The 20271-nt window shown below is 36.8% G+C and carries 18 protein-coding genes, 6 tRNA genes, 1 rRNA gene and 1 riboswitch; of the genes, 4 read left to right on the top strand and 21 right to left on the bottom strand.

What is annotated here, in order from left to right; translation table 11 throughout:
* Window positions 1-35: 35 nt before the first annotated feature.
* Both cytX and thiD read right to left on the bottom strand, forming a co-directional pair.
* Window positions 36-1208: a putative hydroxymethylpyrimidine transporter CytX gene (cytX, locus tag DW721_RS05775; protein ID WP_118745139.1), complete on the bottom strand. Its 1173-nt coding sequence runs from the start codon at window positions 1206-1208 to the stop codon at window positions 36-38.
* 189 nt (window positions 1209-1397) lie between these two features.
* Window positions 1398-2195, bottom strand: coding sequence for a bifunctional hydroxymethylpyrimidine kinase/phosphomethylpyrimidine kinase (gene thiD / locus DW721_RS05770; protein WP_118745138.1), 798 nt, complete (start codon window positions 2193-2195; stop codon window positions 1398-1400).
* A 232-nt stretch (window positions 2196-2427) separates the two neighbouring features.
* Window positions 2428-2538: riboswitch (TPP riboswitch) on the bottom strand.
* 286 nt (window positions 2539-2824) lie between these two features.
* On the opposite strand from thiD, the gene DW721_RS05765 reads away from it, so the two are divergent.
* Window positions 2825-3016, top strand: a complete 192-nt coding sequence (locus tag DW721_RS05765; protein WP_022015368.1) for a YjfB family protein — start codon at window positions 2825-2827, stop codon at window positions 3014-3016.
* A gap of 196 nt (window positions 3017-3212) precedes the next feature.
* Here DW721_RS05765 and DW721_RS05760 read toward each other — a convergent pair whose 3' ends face one another.
* From DW721_RS05760 to DW721_RS16340, 12 genes are all read right to left on the bottom strand, one after another.
* On the bottom strand, window positions 3213-4289 hold the full coding sequence (locus tag DW721_RS05760) for a LacI family DNA-binding transcriptional regulator (RefSeq protein WP_118745137.1): 1077 nt from the start codon (window positions 4287-4289) through the stop codon (window positions 3213-3215).
* A 648-nt stretch (window positions 4290-4937) separates the two neighbouring features.
* Window positions 4938-6296, bottom strand: coding sequence for an NCS2 family permease (locus DW721_RS05755; protein WP_118745136.1), 1359 nt, complete (start codon window positions 6294-6296; stop codon window positions 4938-4940).
* A 27-nt stretch (window positions 6297-6323) separates the two neighbouring features.
* Window positions 6324-6848 carry an adenine phosphoribosyltransferase gene (locus tag DW721_RS05750; RefSeq protein ID WP_055945689.1) on the bottom strand — a complete coding sequence of 175 codons (525 nt, stop codon included), beginning with the start codon at window positions 6846-6848 and terminating at the stop codon, window positions 6324-6326.
* Window positions 6849-7128: 280 nt separating this feature from the next.
* Entirely contained in the window at window positions 7129-7695 is a 567-nt protein-coding gene (locus tag DW721_RS05745; RefSeq protein ID WP_055945687.1) for a M50 family metallopeptidase, read from the bottom strand.
* Between the two features lie 252 nt (window positions 7696-7947).
* The gene (locus DW721_RS05740; protein ID WP_118745135.1) at window positions 7948-10584 is read right to left on the bottom strand and encodes a cation-transporting P-type ATPase; all 2637 of its coding nucleotides are present in this window, start codon (window positions 10582-10584) and stop codon (window positions 7948-7950) included.
* Window positions 10585-10702: 118 nt separating this feature from the next.
* Window positions 10703-11302 (bottom strand): TerD family protein, encoded by a 600-nt coding sequence (locus tag DW721_RS05735; protein WP_118745134.1) that lies wholly within the window; start codon window positions 11300-11302, stop codon window positions 10703-10705.
* 14 nt (window positions 11303-11316) lie between these two features.
* Window positions 11317-11898 (bottom strand): TerD family protein, encoded by a 582-nt coding sequence (locus DW721_RS05730; RefSeq protein ID WP_022015361.1) that lies wholly within the window; start codon window positions 11896-11898, stop codon window positions 11317-11319.
* Between the two features lie 86 nt (window positions 11899-11984).
* Window positions 11985-13121: a toxic anion resistance protein gene (locus DW721_RS05725; RefSeq protein ID WP_118745133.1), complete on the bottom strand. Its 1137-nt coding sequence runs from the start codon at window positions 13119-13121 to the stop codon at window positions 11985-11987.
* A 183-nt stretch (window positions 13122-13304) separates the two neighbouring features.
* Window positions 13305-16031, bottom strand: coding sequence for a YceG family protein (locus tag DW721_RS05720; protein WP_118745132.1), 2727 nt, complete (start codon window positions 16029-16031; stop codon window positions 13305-13307).
* 106 nt (window positions 16032-16137) lie between these two features.
* The gene (locus tag DW721_RS05715) at window positions 16138-16728 is read right to left on the bottom strand and encodes a rhomboid family intramembrane serine protease (RefSeq protein ID WP_118745131.1); all 591 of its coding nucleotides are present in this window, start codon (window positions 16726-16728) and stop codon (window positions 16138-16140) included.
* A gap of 230 nt (window positions 16729-16958) precedes the next feature.
* On the bottom strand, window positions 16959-17744 hold the full coding sequence (locus tag DW721_RS05710; RefSeq protein WP_243035961.1) for a hypothetical protein: 786 nt from the start codon (window positions 17742-17744) through the stop codon (window positions 16959-16961).
* On the bottom strand, window positions 17714-18055 hold the full coding sequence (locus DW721_RS16340) for an N-6 DNA methylase (RefSeq protein WP_243035960.1): 342 nt from the start codon (window positions 18053-18055) through the stop codon (window positions 17714-17716). Before DW721_RS16340 ends, DW721_RS05710 begins: the two co-directional genes overlap by 31 nt.
* A 284-nt stretch (window positions 18056-18339) precedes the next feature.
* Between DW721_RS16340 and DW721_RS05705 the strand changes: the two genes are divergently transcribed.
* Genes DW721_RS05705 through DW721_RS05695 form a run of 3 tightly spaced genes read left to right on the top strand, consistent with a single transcriptional unit; the run spans window position 18340 to window position 19508 of the window.
* Window positions 18340-18792 (top strand): hypothetical protein, encoded by a 453-nt coding sequence (locus DW721_RS05705; RefSeq protein ID WP_118745130.1) that lies wholly within the window; start codon window positions 18340-18342, stop codon window positions 18790-18792.
* 44 nt (window positions 18793-18836) lie between these two features.
* A complete protein-coding gene (locus DW721_RS05700) occupies window positions 18837-19274 on the top strand; it encodes an NUDIX domain-containing protein (RefSeq protein ID WP_118745129.1) in 438 nt (145 codons plus the stop codon).
* A 27-nt stretch (window positions 19275-19301) separates the two neighbouring features.
* Window positions 19302-19508 (top strand): hypothetical protein, encoded by a 207-nt coding sequence (locus DW721_RS05695; RefSeq protein ID WP_118745128.1) that lies wholly within the window; start codon window positions 19302-19304, stop codon window positions 19506-19508.
* A gap of 3 nt (window positions 19509-19511) precedes the next feature.
* Here DW721_RS05695 and DW721_RS05690 read toward each other — a convergent pair.
* From DW721_RS05690 to DW721_RS05660, 7 genes are all read right to left on the bottom strand, one after another.
* Window positions 19512-19597, bottom strand: a tRNA-Leu gene (locus DW721_RS05690).
* A 25-nt stretch (window positions 19598-19622) separates the two neighbouring features.
* A tRNA-Val gene (locus DW721_RS05685) sits at window positions 19623-19695 on the bottom strand.
* 28 nt (window positions 19696-19723) lie between these two features.
* Window positions 19724-19797 (bottom strand) — tRNA-Asp (locus DW721_RS05680).
* A gap of 35 nt (window positions 19798-19832) precedes the next feature.
* A tRNA-Ile gene (locus DW721_RS05675) sits at window positions 19833-19906 on the bottom strand.
* A gap of 16 nt (window positions 19907-19922) precedes the next feature.
* Window positions 19923-19995: transfer RNA gene (locus DW721_RS05670), tRNA-Thr, on the bottom strand.
* Window positions 19996-20019: 24 nt separating this feature from the next.
* Window positions 20020-20091: transfer RNA gene (locus DW721_RS05665), tRNA-Asn, on the bottom strand.
* Window positions 20092-20167: 76 nt separating this feature from the next.
* Window positions 20168-20271 (bottom strand): 23S ribosomal RNA (locus DW721_RS05660); the annotation flags it as partial.

Below are 20271 nucleotides of genomic sequence, written 5' to 3'. Positions count from 1 at the left end.
TACTGGTTTATTTGCACAATTCACCTTTGTCAAACTTACTTTTTCCCAATAATCTTTCCTATTATAACCGCTATCACAATAGTAACTGCCATATCAGGCAAAGTATTTCCTACAGGTATATCAACAGTCATAAGATAACGGTAAAGTACAAATCCTATCACCCATATAACTGCATTTATCATATCAACTTTCTTACTGCTCTTATCTGCTTTTAAGATAAAGTAATCTGCTATCTGTATAGCTATCATTGGTGCGAACACCGAACCGATAAGGTACATGAAGTCTGTTATATCATCCATAGGGAATAATATTGCTGCCACTGTTCCTATTACGGTTACTGCTATTGTCACATATTTTCCGTTTAATTTTGATAAAATAGTTTCACTTGATATTCCGGCTGAATATGCATCAAGGAATGTTGTTGTTACTGTTGAAAATACCACTATCAAAAGTCCGATAATTCCAAGCCCTGCTTTTACCATTATCTGTGCAACATCACTTTCTCCCGTAAATATAGCTGCACCCATTCCTATAATATACATCCAGCAGCTTACGATTCCATAAACTATCGTGCTTACAAGTGTTGCCTTTACAGGCTCTTTTGCTTCTCTTGTATAATCACTTATAAGTGGAAGCCATGACAACGGCATAGCTACCGCAAGCTCTACTGCTGCTCCAAAGCTCATGCTGTCGCCTGATACTTTTACTCCTGATATATCGCTAAAGAATATAACCTTACACATTATTATAGTAAGAATAAATAATGCAGCCATTGCAACAGTATTTATTTTTCCAAGATTTGTTATTCCAATCACAACCCAGAGAATAATAAGAGCACCGATTACAAGACACCACACCCAGTTTCCTGTATTAAATATTCCATTTGCTGCAAGTGCTCCATCATAGATCATAATAGAAGTCCATCCCACAAGCTGAAGCACATTTAAAAATGCAAAAAATTTGCTTCCATCCGCACCAAAACTCATAGTAACAGTATCCATTGCACTTTTTCTTTCTTTTCCACCTATGATTCCTGCACAAAAAAGCATAAGGCAACCTATAATATGACCGATTATGATAGCAAGTATTCCTTTGCCAAAACCGAGCGATGCAAACGATGTTCCCGTAAGTATCTCGGCTATCGAAAGTCCGGCTCCAAACCATATAAGTCCGTTTTCAAATAATGATGTTCTTCCCTTGTTTTCCATTTAATTCCTCTTTCTTACTTCTTATTATTTCTTTTCTTCTTATCTTATATAAATATTTGTGAAACTCCCAATAAACTATATTTTGTTTTTGCAACTTTACATATCATAAACAAGGAGCTTATGACATTTAATATAGTATAAACTCTTTCAAATATAACGGATTGCTCCATTGCTACGCAATTTTGCCCCTTATTTCATAAATTCATTGTCACACGCAAATGCGTGGTTCATAGGTCCGCTTCCCTTTCCAAGATCAAGCATTGCCGCAAGTGCTCCTGATATATAATCCTTTGCCCTGAGTACCGCCTTATCAAGGTCATATCCTTTTGCAAGATTTGATGCTATGGCACTTGACAAAGTACATCCGGTTCCATGAGTATTAGGATTGTCTATCCTCTTTCCCGTAAACCACTTGTAATCACCATTTCTATATAAAAGGTCATTTGCATCATTTATCTGATGACCGCCTTTCATAAGCACTGCACAGTCAAATTTTTCACTTATAAACTTTGCCGCTTCTACCATGTCATTTTCATTCTCAATCTTCATTCCTGATAAAACTTCACCCTCAGGTATGTTTGGTGTGAGAACTGTTGCTATAGGAAGCAGTTTTTTCTTTAATGTACTTATCGCATCATCAGTTATGAGTTTTGCACCGCTTGTCGCAACCATAACGGGGTCAACAACTATATTTTTTGCCTTATACTCTATGAGTTTATCTGCGATTTTTTCTATAAGACCACTTGCTGACACCATACCTATCTTTACCGCATCAGGATATATATCCGTAAATATCTCGTCAAGCTGCTCACCTAGAAATTCAGGCGTTACATCCATAATGGCTGTCACACCCGTAGTATTCTGTGCCGTAAGTGCAGTTATCGCACTCATCGCATATACTCCGTTGCTTATCATTGTTTTTATATCAGCCTGAATTCCTGCTCCACCGCTTGAATCACTTCCTGCTATTGTTAATGCTGTTTTCAAATTTATGTCCTCCTTTTTTTTATTTATGTACTCTCGGTATCTGCGAAACTATCACCAATCTGCCTGAGTCAAACGGATATTGACAATCCGTTCCACTGCCTGCTCGTAACACTATTAACTGCTATCGCAGAATATCAGTTTCGCAATTTCCTATAATCGTGCTACATCATATAAAAAGCCACAAAAAAAGAATATACATAACTACCATGCATATTCTCAACATAAATCATTGCAAATCTATACCGACAACTTCCTACGCTGGCATTATCCATCAGGTTATAAGGGTTAAGATACGCAATCTACTCTCAGCCTGTTTCACGCACAAGCTCCCCCGCATCGGCTATTATACATTAAGTTTATAATTAGTGCAAGTTGTTTACAGCACCTTTATTTCTCTATCGTAACAGTTCTACCATAAAAAGGTACTTAACAATACAATGAACAAGTTCATTGTATTGCCAATTATCTTTTTATGGCTGAACTGTTACTATTAGCGATTATATTTTTATGACTGAACTGTTAATTTTCATCAAACTATGGTATAATTATTTTAGAAAGAAATTTTTCAAAGTTATAATCTAAAAACAGACCAATAGGTCAATAGGTCAAAATTAAAAGGAGGGATTTCTATGGATATTGCAGCACTCTCTATGGGCATATCACAGGCAGATGTAATAAATAATGTTGAAACCGCAGTTCTTGCAAAAAGTCTAGATACAATGAAAGAAAGCGGAGCCGGTCTTATCGACATGATGAATCGTTCTGCTATGGAAAGGTCTGTCAATCCGGAACTCGGTGCAAATATTGATATTACGATATAAAACTGTTTTCTAAAAATTAACCCCCATCTGTATTATGAATATTTTCATTATACAGATGGGGTAGTTTTTTATTCTTTTTTACTCTATTATTAAATGAGCTGTTGACCTTATAATATCAGTAAAATGCTCAACTTCTTTAGAATATCCATTATTTTCTATCTCATAAGAAGGTAGCTGTCAACACCTAATTTTACATCTATATACAATAATCACTCCATCCACCCTCATCAGTCCCTACACAACTGTTTCGTACCATAAGTTTTCCCTCAAGCTCTGTCCTGACAACACTTTTATGTCCTCCACGCATACGGTCAACTAGAAGATATAATGCAAACTTCCCCATCTCCTCTTTAGGAAGTCTTACTGTTGTGAGCATAGGTCTTGTATATTGTGCTTCTTCTATATCATCACTTGCTATTATAGATGGAATATAATACCTGTTTTTATTTGTTTCAAGGAATTTTAATATCCCGATAGCCGTTATATCGTTTGCACAATATATTCCTGTCGGTCTGTCCTCCGACTGCATAAATTTCTGCATTGCCGCAAACCCCTCCGCTTCTGTCTGCCCGGTCTGTACTATATAATCTGCCTCCGGGTCGATGTCATGTCTGTGCAATGCCTCAAGATACCCACGATACCTCGCTTCATTGTAGCAGTCACCAACATAACCTATACTTGTATGCCCTAGTGATATAAGATATTCTACTGCCATCATGGCAACTTTCTTTCCGTCACACAAAACCTCATCAACCTCATAATTTGTTGAATTACGGTTTACCGAAACGACATTTTTAAATTTGTTATTGAGTTTTTTCAATGCGTCTTTATTACATTTACCAATGATTATAAGACCGTCACATTTCTGCTCAAGCTCATCATACATTTTATCTACCAGCAGATTAAGATCCTCATGACGGCATTTTTTATCATTTGAAAAAACAGGCATATACCAGACCTTTGTCAATATTGCAACCTGTTTATGTATCTCACTTTCTATCACCCGAAGCAATTCATTAAAAAACGGATCTGCCGTTGCCTTTTCCATTCGTGTCATAAGAACACTTACATAATAGACTTTTTCTTCCTTCTCCTTAACTCCCATCTTTAGATTTCTTGCAGCAGTATTTGGGGTGTAATTAAGCTCTATCGCAATCTTCCAGATTTTGTCACGAAGCTTGGGAGATGAACATTTATAATTTGGATTGTTGAGCACGCGTGAAACAGTCGAAGCCGATACACCTGCTCTCTCTGCTATTTTCTTGATTGACATGATTTTTTCCTTTCTTACTTAAGGATGTACTCTATGAACAACTTTTGTCTTTTCCCACTTACATTATATTCATACTCTTTCCCTAGGACAACAATAATATTTGAAATCGTTTTCACACACTGCAATCCCCTAATATTCAGGTATTTCATGATTATATACATATAATATTTCAGCCAAAAAATCCCCTGACATAGCTAATCAGATATCTGCCCCCTCTCTGCTGCCTGCCTGATAATGTTAAAATTGCCGGGTTTTCCGTATTTTCATCCTGTTTCCACAAACTCTCCCCAATTAACTTTATTTGTTCACATTTATTAACATATATTTCACATTTAAAACATTACAAGTTCACACTTCCACGATAATATAAACCCATCAAATGAAACAAAATCATTTGATAAGTGCTTAAATTTTTTTCATACCTTCTCCAAACAGTTAAGCGAAAGCTTGACTGTTAGAACCGCTTTCTCCAGCGGTTCTTTTTTTTCGGCAAAACAAAAAACGCAGCTTTATGAAACTCAATTCACAAAACTGCGTTTTTTATCTGACACGCTGCCAACAGATAGCAATTTTTATATAAACATACATTGCTATCTGCTTTTGCCCCTTGCATCATGCTATTTAACAATGGCACCTTTTTCCCTGTTTCTACAGGAATATATACTTACATACAAACAATACCGCAAGTATATACATTAAAGGTTTAACTTTCTTTGCTTTTCCACAAAATACATTGATAACTACATATGATATAACACCGAGTGCGATTCCCTCTGAAATGCTATACATAAGCGGCATTGCAAGAAGTGCAAGATATGCCGGTACTGACTCTGTAAGGTCTGTAAAATCTACACTTATGATTGATGAAATCATAAGGAAACCTACAAAGATAAGTGCAGGTGCAGTAGCAAATGACGGGATTGCAGTAAATATAGGTGCGAAGAATATCGCAAGCAGGAACATAATACCCGTTACTGCTGCCGAAAGTCCGGTGCGTCCTCCTGCAAGTACACCGGCTGATGACTCAACATATGTTGTAGTTGTTGATGTTCCAAGAACAGCTCCGACTGATGTTGCGATAGCATCGGCAAGAAGTGCAGGCTTGATTCTTGGAAGTTTTTCGTTTTCATCAAGCATACCCGCTTTTGTTGATACGCCGATAAGTGTTCCAAGTGTATCAAAAATATCTACAAAGAGGAATGCAAAAAGTACAACGATAAAATCAAGGATTCTGATGCTTGAAAAATCGGCTTTAAAGCACTGTCCAAATGTATCTCCGATAGCTGTAATATCTATCATCTTAAGTGTAGGATATAATGAATAAAATCCGGTGTCAGGATTCGGAACATAAATTCCGACAAGCTGGCACAACATTCCAAGTATCCATGTACTTAATATTCCGATAAGAATAGAACCTTTAACATTTTTTGCATAGAGAATAACTGTTATAAACAATCCGACAAGTGCAAGTAATGCTCCAATTCCTACAGTATGGAAATTTTTTGTAAATCTGACATAAGTAAGAAGTGTAGAATCATCAGCTACTACTATCTTTGCACCCTGAAGTCCGATAAATGCAATGAATAAACCGATACCTGCACTTACACCTTTTTTAAGTGAAGACGGAATTGCATTAAATATAGCTTCACGCACATTTGTAAGCGAGAGCACGATAAATATAAGCCCTTCTACAAATACCGCAAGAAGTGCTACTTTCCATGAATATCCCATATTTGCACAAACTGTTCCTGCCATATATGCATTAAGTCCCATACCCGGTGCAAGTGCAAATGGATAATTTGCAAGAAGTGCCATAGCCATACAACCGATAAATGATGCAATAGCTGTCGCAAGAAGTACCGCATCACGGTTCATTCCCGTGCCGCTCAGAATGTTTGGGTTTACGGCAAGTATATATGCCATAGCCATAAATGTAGTAAGACCGGCTATAACTTCGGTCTTTACATTTGTATTATTTTCCTTTAACTTAAATAACTTATTTAACATAAATAATTATGTCTCCTTTTTTGTATTCTACTTTCCCTCATATGTAATCAATGATGTCACATCATACTTAGCAAGTTTTTCTCTTCCTTTAAGACCGGCAAGTTCGAGCAGGAATAAAATCTTAACTACTTCACCGCCGAGTTCCTCGACAAGCCCTGCACAGGCTTCAATAGTTCCGCCTGTTGCGATAAGATCATCCACAAGAAGAACTTTCTGTCCCGGCTTTATTGCATCCTTATGAATTTCAATCTCAGCCGTTCCATATTCAAGGGCATACGATGCTGTAACTGTCTCACATGGAAGTTTGCCCTTTTTGCGGCACGGAACAAATCCTTTGCCGAGTGCATATGCAATAGGCATACCGAAAATAAATCCTCTTGATTCAGTACCGACAACAACATCAAAATCAACATCCCTGACAGCCTCTATCATGGAATCAATAGCAAGTTTAAGCCCGTCCGGATCCTGTATCACTGATGTAATATCACGAAACATTATGCCTTTGCTTGGAAAATCCGGAATACATCTTACATAGTCCTCTAATTTCTTCATTTTATCTGTATCCTCCTTTTAAAATAAGCTAATAAGTAATTGCGAAACTAATTTTAGGTTGTGTTAATTGCACACATTATATGCATTTCGCAAATGCTTAAAATAAGATAATGTCACCTCTCCTATAAGGGAACAGTAACTGCATTTAACTATGCACAATCTTTTTTATTATAGCAAAAAATCACCATATTATCAATATTGGCAACAGTTCAGCCTTAAAAATAGTAACAGCCCCTCATTTATTACCGATTATATTTATATGGCTGAATTGTTACTAAAATTAAAATAATGTAAATTTACAAATATATACAATGACAAATACTATCAGGTACACAACCGGTATGCCACGATACAGTCCTTTAAAGTCCTGTCTGCTCATAGTCATATGTAATATGATTGAAATAAATACATACCACAAAAGTACAGTCTGCCATACCGCTAATGCCGCACCATAAACAGTAAGATAATAATAAATACCCGCACTTGTCAATGCACCGCAGAATACCGGTGCTATCGAAGCCAATGCCTGCTGAATTGACCTCATTATTATATTTCCCCTTGTCACATACTCGACATATCCGAGCCTGTCACCGTCAGGATGAAAGAATACTATTTTGGTAACTTTCGCTCCCGTAACCGTTGCAAGCAGGGCATGAGACAGTTCATGGTGGAATACTCCTATAAAAGTCAGTCTGTTAAATATAAAATAGGTGAAACTGTCGCCAAGAAAGGCTGCTGTCACCGAATAAAGAAGTTTTACAAACTGCTCTATGACAACTCCCGCACCCGGTATTGCAAAAGTCAATATCAATGCTGTCAAAAGATAGTTTACATATATATTATCCATAAATTTCTCCTGTATATCATAAATTAAATATCTGTTAGACAAAAATTTGAGGTGCGGCACATCCGGTACCGCACCCACATACTTCTAAATATGCCAAGTTGTTAAGCTATTTTCTTTATTTCAACATCATCACTTGTTTCTCTCTATTTCCTGCGTCTGAATATAAGTGATAAAGCACATAACTCCGCCCCAACAAGGCAGATTATTGTAGGAATAGTCAAGCACAACCCCTTCTTTCACTCATTCTGTTATTTATTTTCGTACTATCAGCTTTCTTATCATATCTACCGGGATAATAAGCACAGCAAGCAACATTGACACAACAAGTGCTTTTACGCTAAGCATCGTTGTATCAAATACCGGACCGCCTATCTGAATGATAATTGTTTGCAATACAAATATTGCTCCCATTACAAGCCCAAAATTTTTATTCTCGCTTATATGCTCAAAGAGATTAAATCTCTCAGATCTTGTATTTAAACTATTTAATATTATCGAATAGATAAAGAAGGCAAACATAAATGTCTTTTCGTAAAGTTCAGGATTTTTACATCCTTCAGGCATTACAAATGATGTTATACCGCCCACATTTTCAAGTATCAGTATTGAACCTAATGTGATAAATATAGCACTGACTCCTATTGCTGACTTGATATACCCGGTGAGGATATTGTCAGTTCTCTTTGCAGGCTTCTCGTCCATATATCTGTTAAGAATAGGTTCGCCACCAAATGCCATTGCTGCAAGCGTATCCATTATGAGGTTTATCCACAATATCTGCACGATTGAAAATGGCTCTGTCCAGCCAAGTATAGGTGCAAGGATGTTCATAAGAAGTGTACTTATATTTACCGTAAGCTGGAAAATAAGGAACTTGCCGACTGATTTTGCCATTGTTCTTGAGTTAAGTACGCAGTCTTTTATTGAAGTAAGACTGTTATTAAGAATAACTACATCACCGGCTTCCTGTGCAACTGCAGTTCCGTCACCCATAGCAAATCCTATATCAGCCTGTTTTAACGCAGGTGCATCATTTACACCGTCACCAGTCATACCACAAACATTGTCAAGCTGCTGTGCGATAGATACTAAACGCTTCTTGTCGAGAGGCTTTGCACGGCTTACAACCTTAAGATGTGGAAGTTCTTTCTTAAGCTCCTCATCTGACATTTTTTCAAGTTCTTCATGTGTGAGAACAACATCGTTCTTCTCATCCACGAGAATACCGGCTTCTTTTGCGATAGCTGTCGCTGTCTCCTCAGCATCACCTGTCACCATGACAACCTGTATTCCGGCACCGTTAAGCACCTCAACTGTCTCGATTGCATCTTTTCTGACATTATCCCTGAGACACAATACTGCAAGAAGTATTTTCTTTCCATCTGCTATCTTTGCAACAGATAAAAGTTTCATAGTACGCTTAGCCTGTGCTTCCATCTGTTTTATAACCTTTTCTTTGTCAGCAGCAGTAAACTCTTTTATGCTTCCGTCTGCTGTCTCATAGTGGGTAATGTCATCAATTATCTGCTCTGTTGCACCTTTCCAGTAAACTACACCGTCGTTAAGTTCCACGATGGCACATTTCTTTTCAGAGTCAAATCCATTATTTTCTTTAACTCTTTTTTCAATTTCATCCTCATCCGGCTTTGCATTGTTGGCAAGAGCATAAGAAAGAAGTGCCCTGTCCATGTTGTTACTTCCGATAGCCTTTCCCTCTGATACTTTAGCAAGGTTATTGACTGTTATCGCATCCATAAAGTCAGCATTTAACAGTTTATCAGCAATCTCTCCATCACCTGTGATAAATTCTACCAAAGAGAGATTTCCCTCTGTGATAGTACCTGTTTTATCACTGAACAAAAGATTCATATAAGCGGAATCTGAAAATGCAGCTTTGTGGCTTACTAAAATATTCTTTTTATACATTGACTCAGTATTCATTGACTGCACAAGACTGTTCATCATCGGAAGTCCCTCCGGAACAGCCATGATAACGATAGAAGCCATAAGCATCACTGCCTCCGCAACAAGCAAAATAACAAATACCGGAGTAATTGCTTCATTCGCTCTTACGATATTTAACACTACCTGTAAAACACCTGCTATGGCTGCTGCTGAGACACCGAGTTTACCGATACCTGCAGCTACTACCTCAAGTTTAAGGCTTGAAGTGTCTTTTCTTTCCTCTTCCTCATTATCTGTAAGTGCCTTATTTATCTTACCAAGCTCTGAAGCATCGCCTATAACAGTTGCCACCATATAAGCCTCACCGCTTGTAACTACAGAACCCATAAACACTTTATTTTCTGATGAATAATCTGTCGACTCTGCATCATCCATATTGTCTGCTGCCACTTTTGACTCATCTCTTGACTCACCGTTTAATGCCGCCTGAGAGACTTTAACATGACCGTCAAAAATAAGTCCGTCAACCGGTACTTTGTCACCAGCCTGTATAAGTATCGTATCACCTTTTACGATTTCATTTGTAGAAATCTTTAAAAGTTTTCCGTCTCTCATTACTTTTGCAAAAGTTTTACTGTACTCCTCCTGCAAAGCTTCACTTCTTGAACTGTTTCTGTACTCCGACAATGTTGAAAAGCCCGTTGCAAGTGCTATTGCAAGAATGATACTCACGATTTCTATTGCATCGTTTCCGCCTGAAATAGCCGGAAATATAACACCAAGTACCGCAAGCACAATTTTAAGCAGAAGTGCAAAACATAAAACTTTTATCCATATATCATCAAATGCTCCTATAAACATTGATAATAATGACTCCTGTTGTTTTTTTGCAAGCTCATTTGTTCCAAACTCCGCTTTACTCTTAGCTGCCTGTTCACCGGACAAGCCTTTTTTAAGGCTGTCCTTGTTCCTTATTTCAATCATGATTAGAAAATTTCCTCTCTTTTTTATATTCACGCAATACTTTCTTAAAGCATCACGGAATTACCTGCTATCAATTCTTTCTAAAATAAACTTTTTCTGACTTTCAGCATATGCCCTGTCACTTATAATGTCTGCATAATTCACTGATACTTGTATCCTTTGTCCCCTGACCTATGGCATTGAACTTCCACTCTCCGTTATGTCTGTAGATTTCTCCAAATATCATCGCAGTCATTCCCGAATAGTCCTCTGAAAGGTCGTATTTGCACATTTCCCTGTTTGTTTTTCCGTCAACTATTCTTATAAATGCATTTTTTATCATACCAAATTCCTGTTTTCTCTTTATACAGTCATAAATATTTACCACAATGACTATCCTGTCATACTCAGCAGGAACTTTTGAAAGGTCTATAAGTATCTGCTCATCGTCACCCTCACCGTCACCTGTAAGATTGTCACCCATGTGCCTTACAGTCCCTGATTTATGTTCGAGATTTCCAAAATAAACCACATCATTCTTATCGCAGAACTTTCCGTCCTTTAAAAGGATTGCAGTCGCATCACAATCTATGTCGGCTGCCTGTGTTCCAAATAGTAATGCAAGAAAACCTTTCTTACTCTCCACAGCGTCCCAGCCAAGACCTACAAGTACATTTGAAAGACCGGCACTTTCCTTTGTAAGGCTTACCTTCTGCCCTTTTTTTAAGCTTATTGACATTCCATACCTCCTTTTTAGGCAACCTCAATTCCATAGTGTCCGCAAAGTGCAGCAAGCCCCCCCTGGAAACCGCTTCCTATCGCATTGAACTTCCACTCTCCGTTGTGTCTGTATATCTCGCCAACTACCACTGCCGTCTCGATTGAAAAGTCTTCTCCGAGGTCGTATCTTATAATCTCCTCATTAGTCTCAACATTGACAAGTCTTATATAAGCATTTGACACCTGACCGAAATTCTGTCTCCTTGTCTCTGCATCATAAATTGTTGCCGTAAATGCGATTTTTTCAATATTTGCAGGAATATCAGCAAGATTTACCTCTATCTGCTCATCATCTCCCTCACCGTCACCTGTCCGGTTGTCACCCATATGCTTTATAGCACCTGATGGATGTTCAAGATTTCCATAAAATACAAACTCTTTTTCTGTCGGGCATTTACCATTTGAATCTACCATAAATGCGGCTGCATCAAGATCAAAGTCAGCCCCCGAATCAAATGCATTAACATCCCATCCAAGACCTACCATAACATTTTTAAGTCCAGGATTTCCTTTTGTAAGATCTACTTTCTGTCCTTTTGATAAATTAATTGGCATAACTCATTTCCTCCTCTTTTTAAATGTAAAAATTTCATTAATATAAGTATAACACTAAAAGTATTTATCTAATACTTAAGTTTTTATTAACGCTTAACAGCACCGCCATATGTTTCCATAAACTCTTTCTTAATCTGGTCAAGTCTTGCTGCATCATCAATACGCTGTTTTCTGGCATTTTCCTGAATAGCTCTTGTCTCGTCAATACCGTTTACAATGGTTCTCCATGTCTTCTCAAGCGTATCTATCTTTATTGAACTGCCCGATGCAAGTTTTGCCGTCATCTTTGACTGCTCAACAGTATTCTTTGCATTTTTTATAAGCATCTCATTTGTCTTTTTGTCAAGTTCAGACATTGCCTCTGCCTGTATCTTTTGTCTCTTTAACATAATAGCCTGTGCAAGTGCCTGCTTAAATACAGGTAAAGTGACGATAAATGCAGAATTTATCTTTCTGACAAGATTCATGTTGCTGTACTCCATCGTCTTAATCATAGGAATTGACTGCATGGCAATATTCTCTGCAGTCCTTAAATCCTGTGTTCTCTGCTCAAGCATCATCAACGCATTATTAAGGCTTGAAATTTCAAGCTGAATGGCATTGTCGGCCGTATTTTCATAGTCCTGCTGTCTCTGTGCAATATAATTTTCGAGTTCCCTGCATCCCTGCTCACCGGCAAGAATATATTTGACAAGTTCATGATAATAACCAACATTTGCATCAAACATCTGGTTTAAATTTCTGTTTGACTGTTTTATCTCACTCTCATACTGCTTAAGCTGAACATATATCTTGTCGACCTCATCACCCATTGTATGATATTTCTGTAAGATTTTTTCAAGCTGCTTTCTCAGATTTCCAAATAACTTATTAAAAAGTCCCTTGTCCTCCCTAATCTCGTCAATATCAAACTTTGACATTATCTTTGAAAGTGCATTGAGCATCTCGCTCGACTCATCAATCTGGCTCATGCTCATACTGTTAAGAACTATATCAGAAGCCTTTGAAATCTCATCTGCTGCCTCAGCACCAAAAGACACTATCGTTTCAAGGTTGTTTACCTCGATAGTGCTGACAAGTGCATCAACCTCATCTGAACCCACAAGCTCGTTGTTCATCTGCTTTCTATCCTCGACAATATCATAAACATCGACCGCTTCAATCTCATTCTGAACTGCCGGCTGAACTGCTGCCGGTTCTTTTTTTCCAAAATCAAGTCCCATACTTGTCCTCCTTAATATTTTTGACTATCAATCTTCTTGACTTTCATTCAAGATGCGTCCCTCACTTTCAGCTTTTAGTTCTCATCTTAAACTTTTGTTTAGTTAATATCTATTTTTTAACAGTCTATTTTCACAAACTTCTGCAAACTGCCTGCTCAGAAATAAATATCTGTTTTTATTTTCTCAACCATGCCTGAACAACCTGTCACGCCATGATGTGTGCAAACTTAACGGAATACTTTCCCAGTCCGGTATCTGAATATCATATATATAGTCACCGAGCTGATGTTCTTCCATAAGTTTCAAATTGAAATATTTTTCCATATTGTAACCCGTAGGCACAAATAAAGCAACATCAAAACCGAGCAAATGCAAAAAAGTAAGATAAATCGTATCTTCTAAGGAAATCAGCTCGTCTGATGTATTTATATACAAAAGTTTTGGATTTTTCTTAGTAAAATCAAATGCCTGCAAAAGCCTTGTCACTTCCTTAGGCAGATTAAGAGCCACTGAAACTATAGTATATTCAGTTCCATTTTCAAAAGTCCCCTTAATATATTTTTGTGCTATCAAAAATTCCAGCTTGTCAAGAATATAATCCTGCATCTCATCACGCAGAAAACCATACCGGTATGCCCTGCTTTTTTTTATCTTGTCCCTGTGCAGCCTGCCATTCTTAAAAAATTCTGTGGCATATTCTTTAATCGGATTTGCATCTGTCGAAAGAATATTAGGAACTTTGTCTACAACAACCGTTTCAGGTGTCATAAGCTTTTTTAACATTATCATATATTCTCTGACATTTCCGTCTTTTACACCCGAAAACTTAGAAAAGATAACAGGAATATTTACAAAACCGTCAACAGTCGAAAATCCCGGTCTGTACTTAATCTCAGTCTCCCACAAAATCTTGATTTCCCTGTCCATAGTCTGCAATGAAACAGTCCGTGCTTTATCATACTGTTTATCCCTGAATATGGTATCATCGTTATACATAAGAGTGTCAAGCTCTCTCTCCGCATGGTATGCCGCCGTACCTATGTGCAGCCCCGAATTTTGTATAGGAAATTTATCTATGGCAAGCTGTTCCTCATAGTTTATATCATACAGAATATTATCCTCAAGTCGGCATCTCTCTGCCCTGTTTGGACATAAAATAAGCACATCAATCGGTGTCCTTGCAAGAAAATGCATAAACATAGCTTCATTTTCATCATTGCAGCCACCCATATAAATAAAACACGGTATGTTGTCATAGCTAAAATTCTTAAAAAACTGCGTCTGATATCTGTTAATAAAACAAAGAAGATATACGGCTTTATTCAACATTTTATTTATATTTGCACCTGTCCCAAGCCTGTCCGCCTCTCCATAAACAGTCTCCTCAAAAGAATTGATAAGAAACTCACTAACTATCGGATTTTCGGTAAAATTGATATTTAATTCAAGTCCCTTTACAAGCTGAAAAACATCACGGTAATTTCCTCTCCTTATCTTTGCAATCTCATCAACATCAGGCTTAGGTATCAGCTCACTAATGACAACAACATTTCGTTTCATAGCCTTAAGCGAAAGATAAAATTGATAAAGTTCATTTTCATATGTAAGTTTGTCCCAGACACCGTTTATCCTTACATAACAGTTTAAAAATATTTTATCTTTATCTGCCCCATAACCCTGTGCATTATCAGCAGAAAACATCCCATTTCCCAGATTATTTTCTATATTTCTTATATTATGCAAATTCTGTACATTTTCTACATTGTTTACTTTTTCTGCATTTCTTATATGCAAATTCTGTGCATTATCTACATTGTTTACTTTTTCTGTTCTTCTTTCGTTTTCATATAATTTCCTAAATCTGTCTTTTCTGACCCCTGCCGGCTGCAAAAAATCGTCAAGCCCATTGCCTTCTATCCAGACATTAGTGCAATTACGAGTAGAAACCTTATACGACATTTTTGGCTGTGAACCACCTCTGTCTGCCATAATATTTATATTGTCTGCTTCTGTACTCTGAACTTTTATATTTAAACTTTTTTTGTTCTGTAAAGATTTCGTACTCTTTCCTTCTGCCTGCGGTATTCCACTTTCTTGTCTTTGTATGTTCTGCACATCTACTTGCGAACCTCCCGTTCCATGACTTTTCACTCTCTGTATTTCTGCCTGCGAACTTACCGTTCCTTGACCGTTTTCTCTCTGTGCCTTAAAATCATGGTTTTCAAGCATACTTTTTATACTAAAATCTGCCGCAAACTCTCTCACCATATTTTGCTCTGCCGCACCGTTTTCTCCCACATACTCAAAAGACCTTTCTAAATTTTCGTCAACCTTAAGATAAGACACATCTCCGTGTAGCTGCACAAAAACAACATCGCATCCCGCATCAGCAAGTATATTTATAAGCATAAATTCATAGCCGACAATATCTCCCACGAAAAAAATCTTTGGGATATTCTCACCGTTCATCTGCTCCACGACACCCTCAAATTTATAATAAAGCCAACACATAAATTTAATATACGCATTTTTAAGCATATTTTCATTCTTACCGCTTCTTCGCAGTCCGTCAAGAACATCATATATCGCCCCTGCAATATTTTCACGCTGAATCGCCCTCATGCGTGGCAGCCATTTTTTCAAAGAATCAGAAATAAATCCCATGCTCATCTGAAAATCCATCCCCATAATCTCCTGATAATACGAAAGATTACTTTCAGTCGGATTTCCTATCTTCCCGTCAATTACAACACCGGATTTTCTCGCCGCATTATAATATTTATAAATAAATTCATCTATTTTATCAGATGTTTTGTTAAAACGATAAAAATAAATTCCTTTTTCACTCCGTCCGCTAAGCGGGACAAAGAAATCGTCAAGGCTTTGAATTTTCATATGCTTAAATGACACTTTTACCACCTCAATATCCGTCGGTATTTGTATTTTTATTTAATGATATAATTGTAATCTCAATATTTTTGCCGTAATCATTTATCAATGTCATGATTTGCTAATCTCAATATTTCCTCACCCTGTATTTATTCATAGCAAATCCAAATACAGAACCGACAATTCCTCCGATTATATGTGTCAGATTTGATACATCATCTTTTACCAGAATTCCATCCCGTATCTGACCGCCTATATAGATAACTGCGACAAGAATAAAAGTAAGCGGAATTTTGCCATCTTCTATACTCGTCATACTTGCAAGCAATATAAACGCAAAAACAATACCACTCGCCCCTAAAAGAGCAACATTTGGAAAAAATATAAAATGAATAAGTCCGGTGACAAATGCTGTCGTCAATATAACAATCAGTGTATCTGTCGAGCCATACTTTTCTTCAAGAAGCGGACCTACAACAAGAATCATCATAATATTACTAAGAAAATGTTCCCAGTTTGCATGACCAAGAACATGACCGAAAAATCTGAAATATGTCAAAGGATCTGACAAAGACGATCTATATACGCAAAATAATAACCTGTCTGAAACACCTCCGGTCATATAGCTAAGTCCTAATACCAAAAGACTCGCTATTGAAAAAATCAAAATAACCGGTGAATTAAATGAAATTCTTATACCTTTATTTTCTCTACCCATTTCTATCCCCTAAATAATTCTAATACTTTATCAAGTCAAATGCCTGATAGTATTACTATTTTAAGTATCTTATATTTATAATAACACTTATATACAATTTTCTCAAGAAGCAAACATCTTTAACGATACTAATCCCCATAAATTTAACTAATACTTATCACACTTTAGATTTTGCCATATAAATTTTTCATTCTATCTTGGTCCAATAAATCGATCACCATTTAAATGTATCATAAGTATCCCTCCAATATCAAATTACAATTTGCCTCTGAATAATCCTTACTTTCAAGCACTTTTCTTCCCATTTCCTGAATATCCTCTAAATCCGGTACAGGCATTGCATTAATCTCTGTTGAATTAACCTGTGTAGATCCATTCAAAATCCGATAATATTCGTCATAAAGTGTAGAATTAAATAATACATACAACCCATACACTAGGTATTCTGACATTTCCGTTAATACACCGTCTACAAAATTAATTTTATTCTGTGTACTTATCTTTTGGTATTGCGGAAATTTTTTGGCTAAATATACTCCACACTGTAATCTCCGAGGTTCTTCCTTTGCTGTAAAGTGCTTTACAAATAGATAGTTTTTGTTATCTTGCATCAATCCCTTTTGTTCTGTCACTACATATTCATGTTCTTTCCGGATTGGAAATTCTACCTTTCCTTGCCTTATATGTTGTGAATAAAATAAAGGTATTACCCCTTCTTCTGCTTCATCCCTCAAAATCTCACGATTACGGAAGTCTACGTTCAATCCTGTTTTCATTTTTACACCAATTGCCGGAAGTGTCTTATCAAATTTATGCAATTTCTTTAATACTTCCACTTCATTTTCATCTGTTACAAGATAAACATAATAGTCCGATCCTGCTACAACCAGATCATACGGAGCCGTCAATGATGTCAGCTCTCCAAAATCACTGTTTGATTTCGATGATGTAATCGTAACAGTTTCTGGCTTATCACCTGTTTTCCTTACTTTAATAATAATTGTTTCCTGTAACACACTTTCCTTGTCAAAAACCTTATTTCTGCTAACAAAAAGGTGAATATGTTCCAATTTTCCTTACAGGTAAGTTCAATCTCCTTAATAGAATCTATCGTTTCCAATCGCTCAATAAAGGCACATGACAATATACCTGAACCAGCCCCTGCATCAAGGACACTTACTTTGCTTATTTTTTCATTAACATTATATAACCCAGCCATAAAACGGGCAGTTTCCTTACTGGTAAAAAATTGTCCATATTTTTTACGTTCTTTTTTGGGCATACTCTCTATATATTCGTTTGTAAGTTCTATAATTTTTTCTAGCATATTCCACCTGCCTACAAGTCTTCTCATTATTGCTATTATAATATAATTCATCACCTTTTTCAACGCTCTTTACAAACATATGTTTCCCACCCAAAATATTGATTAAGTCTACTAATTATTGTGTTTTCGTGGTATAATAAATTTGTCGTACAGGGTCACTTTCTTTCTTATGTTTTTGTCAAATTCATTATACCACTGAAAGTCCTGTGATTTCTTTTTTTTAATTGTAAAGTGGTGGTATTAATAATTATATTGAAAAAACACATTAAAGTTAGGAGAAAATTATGACTGAATATTATGTATTTGAAATAGAAAATACCAAGTATAAATTAATGTTAGATAAATTGTGTAATTTAAGTGATAGGTTTTGTTTAGTAGAACCTATTGCGGACACAAAAGATTTTCCAGACATCCTTCCAGAACCTAAAGGAGAATTGGAAAAGTTTCTAATTGAAAGAAAAAGAACATGTGTCTGGCCGGGAACAAAGATTAAATTAAGAAGCAAAAACAAAGAGGCAATTCAACATTTTTATAAATGCTCAAAGGCTAGTATAGATATATTGAAAAGGTATTCAGATTTCTTTCAGTATGAAGATCAGATGGACATTGCCTTCTTTGCAAAAGAAAACTGTATTTTATATACAATATCACATGAAGAAATTATAGTGGTGGATATGAAATATTGGAATGATTTTTTCAAAAAAATAGAATGTAAATTAATTAAGAAAAATATGTAATTGTGTTTAAGTCTTTAAAGAATAGATTAGTTGGAGGTATAGTAATGGATAATCTAGAAGTAAAATTTTATGATACAGTTAATGACGAATTATTAAAATTTGCAGTAATTATTTCACAGAGTAACGGCAAGTGGGTTTTCTGCAAACACAAAGAAAGAGATACATACGAAGTGCCTGGAGGGCATAGAGAAGCTGGGGAGAATATTCTTGAAACTGCTAAAAGAGAGTTGCAGGAAGAAACAGGAGCAGTCGAATTTGAGGTAAAGCCAATATGTGTTTACTCAGTAACAGGCAAGACCAGAGTAAATGATACAGGTGAGGAAACATTTGGACTGCTTTGTTTTGCAGAGATAACAGAGTTTGCGAAAGAATTACATAGCGAAATGGATAAAGTTGTGCTTATGGATAAGTTGCCTGAGAACTGGACATATCCTTTGATACAGCCGAAATTGATAGAGAAGTATTTGCAAGTGAAATTATAGCCATTATTCGGAGAAAAGATGATATAGATGAAACTTGGACGATATGTAGCGGATTTAAGAATTATCATACTAATTCCTACACTTGCGGAAAGTAATGCTATAAAGCATGGAACATTGACTGATACTGAAAAATTTCCTACACTACAGGCAAAATACCCATCTGTCCAAAAGGTATGTTCTTTCATATCAAAAAAACTTCCAACATATAACCATATTGGAAGTTTTTCTAAATAAAAATGCCGCAGACCGGAATCGAACCGGTACGGGTATCACTACCCACAGGATTTTAAGTCCTGGGCGTCTGCCAGTTCCGCCACTGCGGCATACAACAATATTAAATTGTTATAATGGGACCTACAGGGCTCGAACCTGTGACCCTCTGCTTGTAAGGCAGATGCTCTCCCAGCTGAGCTAAGATCCCAGTAAAATCTTGTAATATACAAGAGAAACGACCCGGAAGGGATTCGAACCCTCGACCTCCGCCGTGACAGGGCGGCGCTCTAACCAACTGAGCCACCAGGCCAAAATATCATTCTTACTTACTTAATTTATCTAAAATGGACCCTCAGGGACTCGAACCCTGGACCGATCGGTTATGAGCCGATTGCTCTAACCAACTGAGCTAAAGGTCCATAAATATTTTGCCTAAGCCGATGATCGGACTCGAACCGATAACCTGCTGATTACAAATCAGCTGCTCTGCCAATTGAGCCACATCGGCAATTATATTTACAAAAAAAATAAACTCCCCGAGTTGGGCTCGAACCAACAACCCCACGGTTAACAGCCGTGTGCTCTACCATTGAGCTATCGAGGATTAGGTTTATACCCTAAAAACTGTATATTGATTATATCATGACTTCCTTTTGATTGCAAGAAGAATCTTCGTTCCTTTGGTCAAGCCCTCGACCTATTAGTGACAGTCAGCTACATGTGTCACCACACTTCCACCTCTGCCCTATCTACCTCGTCGTCTTCAAGGGGTCTTACTGGATTA

Source organism: Clostridium sp. AM27-31LB (assembly GCF_003480745.1).
In the GTDB taxonomy this organism is placed as follows: Bacteria; Bacillota; Clostridia; order Lachnospirales; family Lachnospiraceae; genus Butyribacter; species Butyribacter intestini.
Note: the sequence above shows the minus strand (reverse complement) of the source record. Positions and strands in the feature narration are given on the sequence as shown.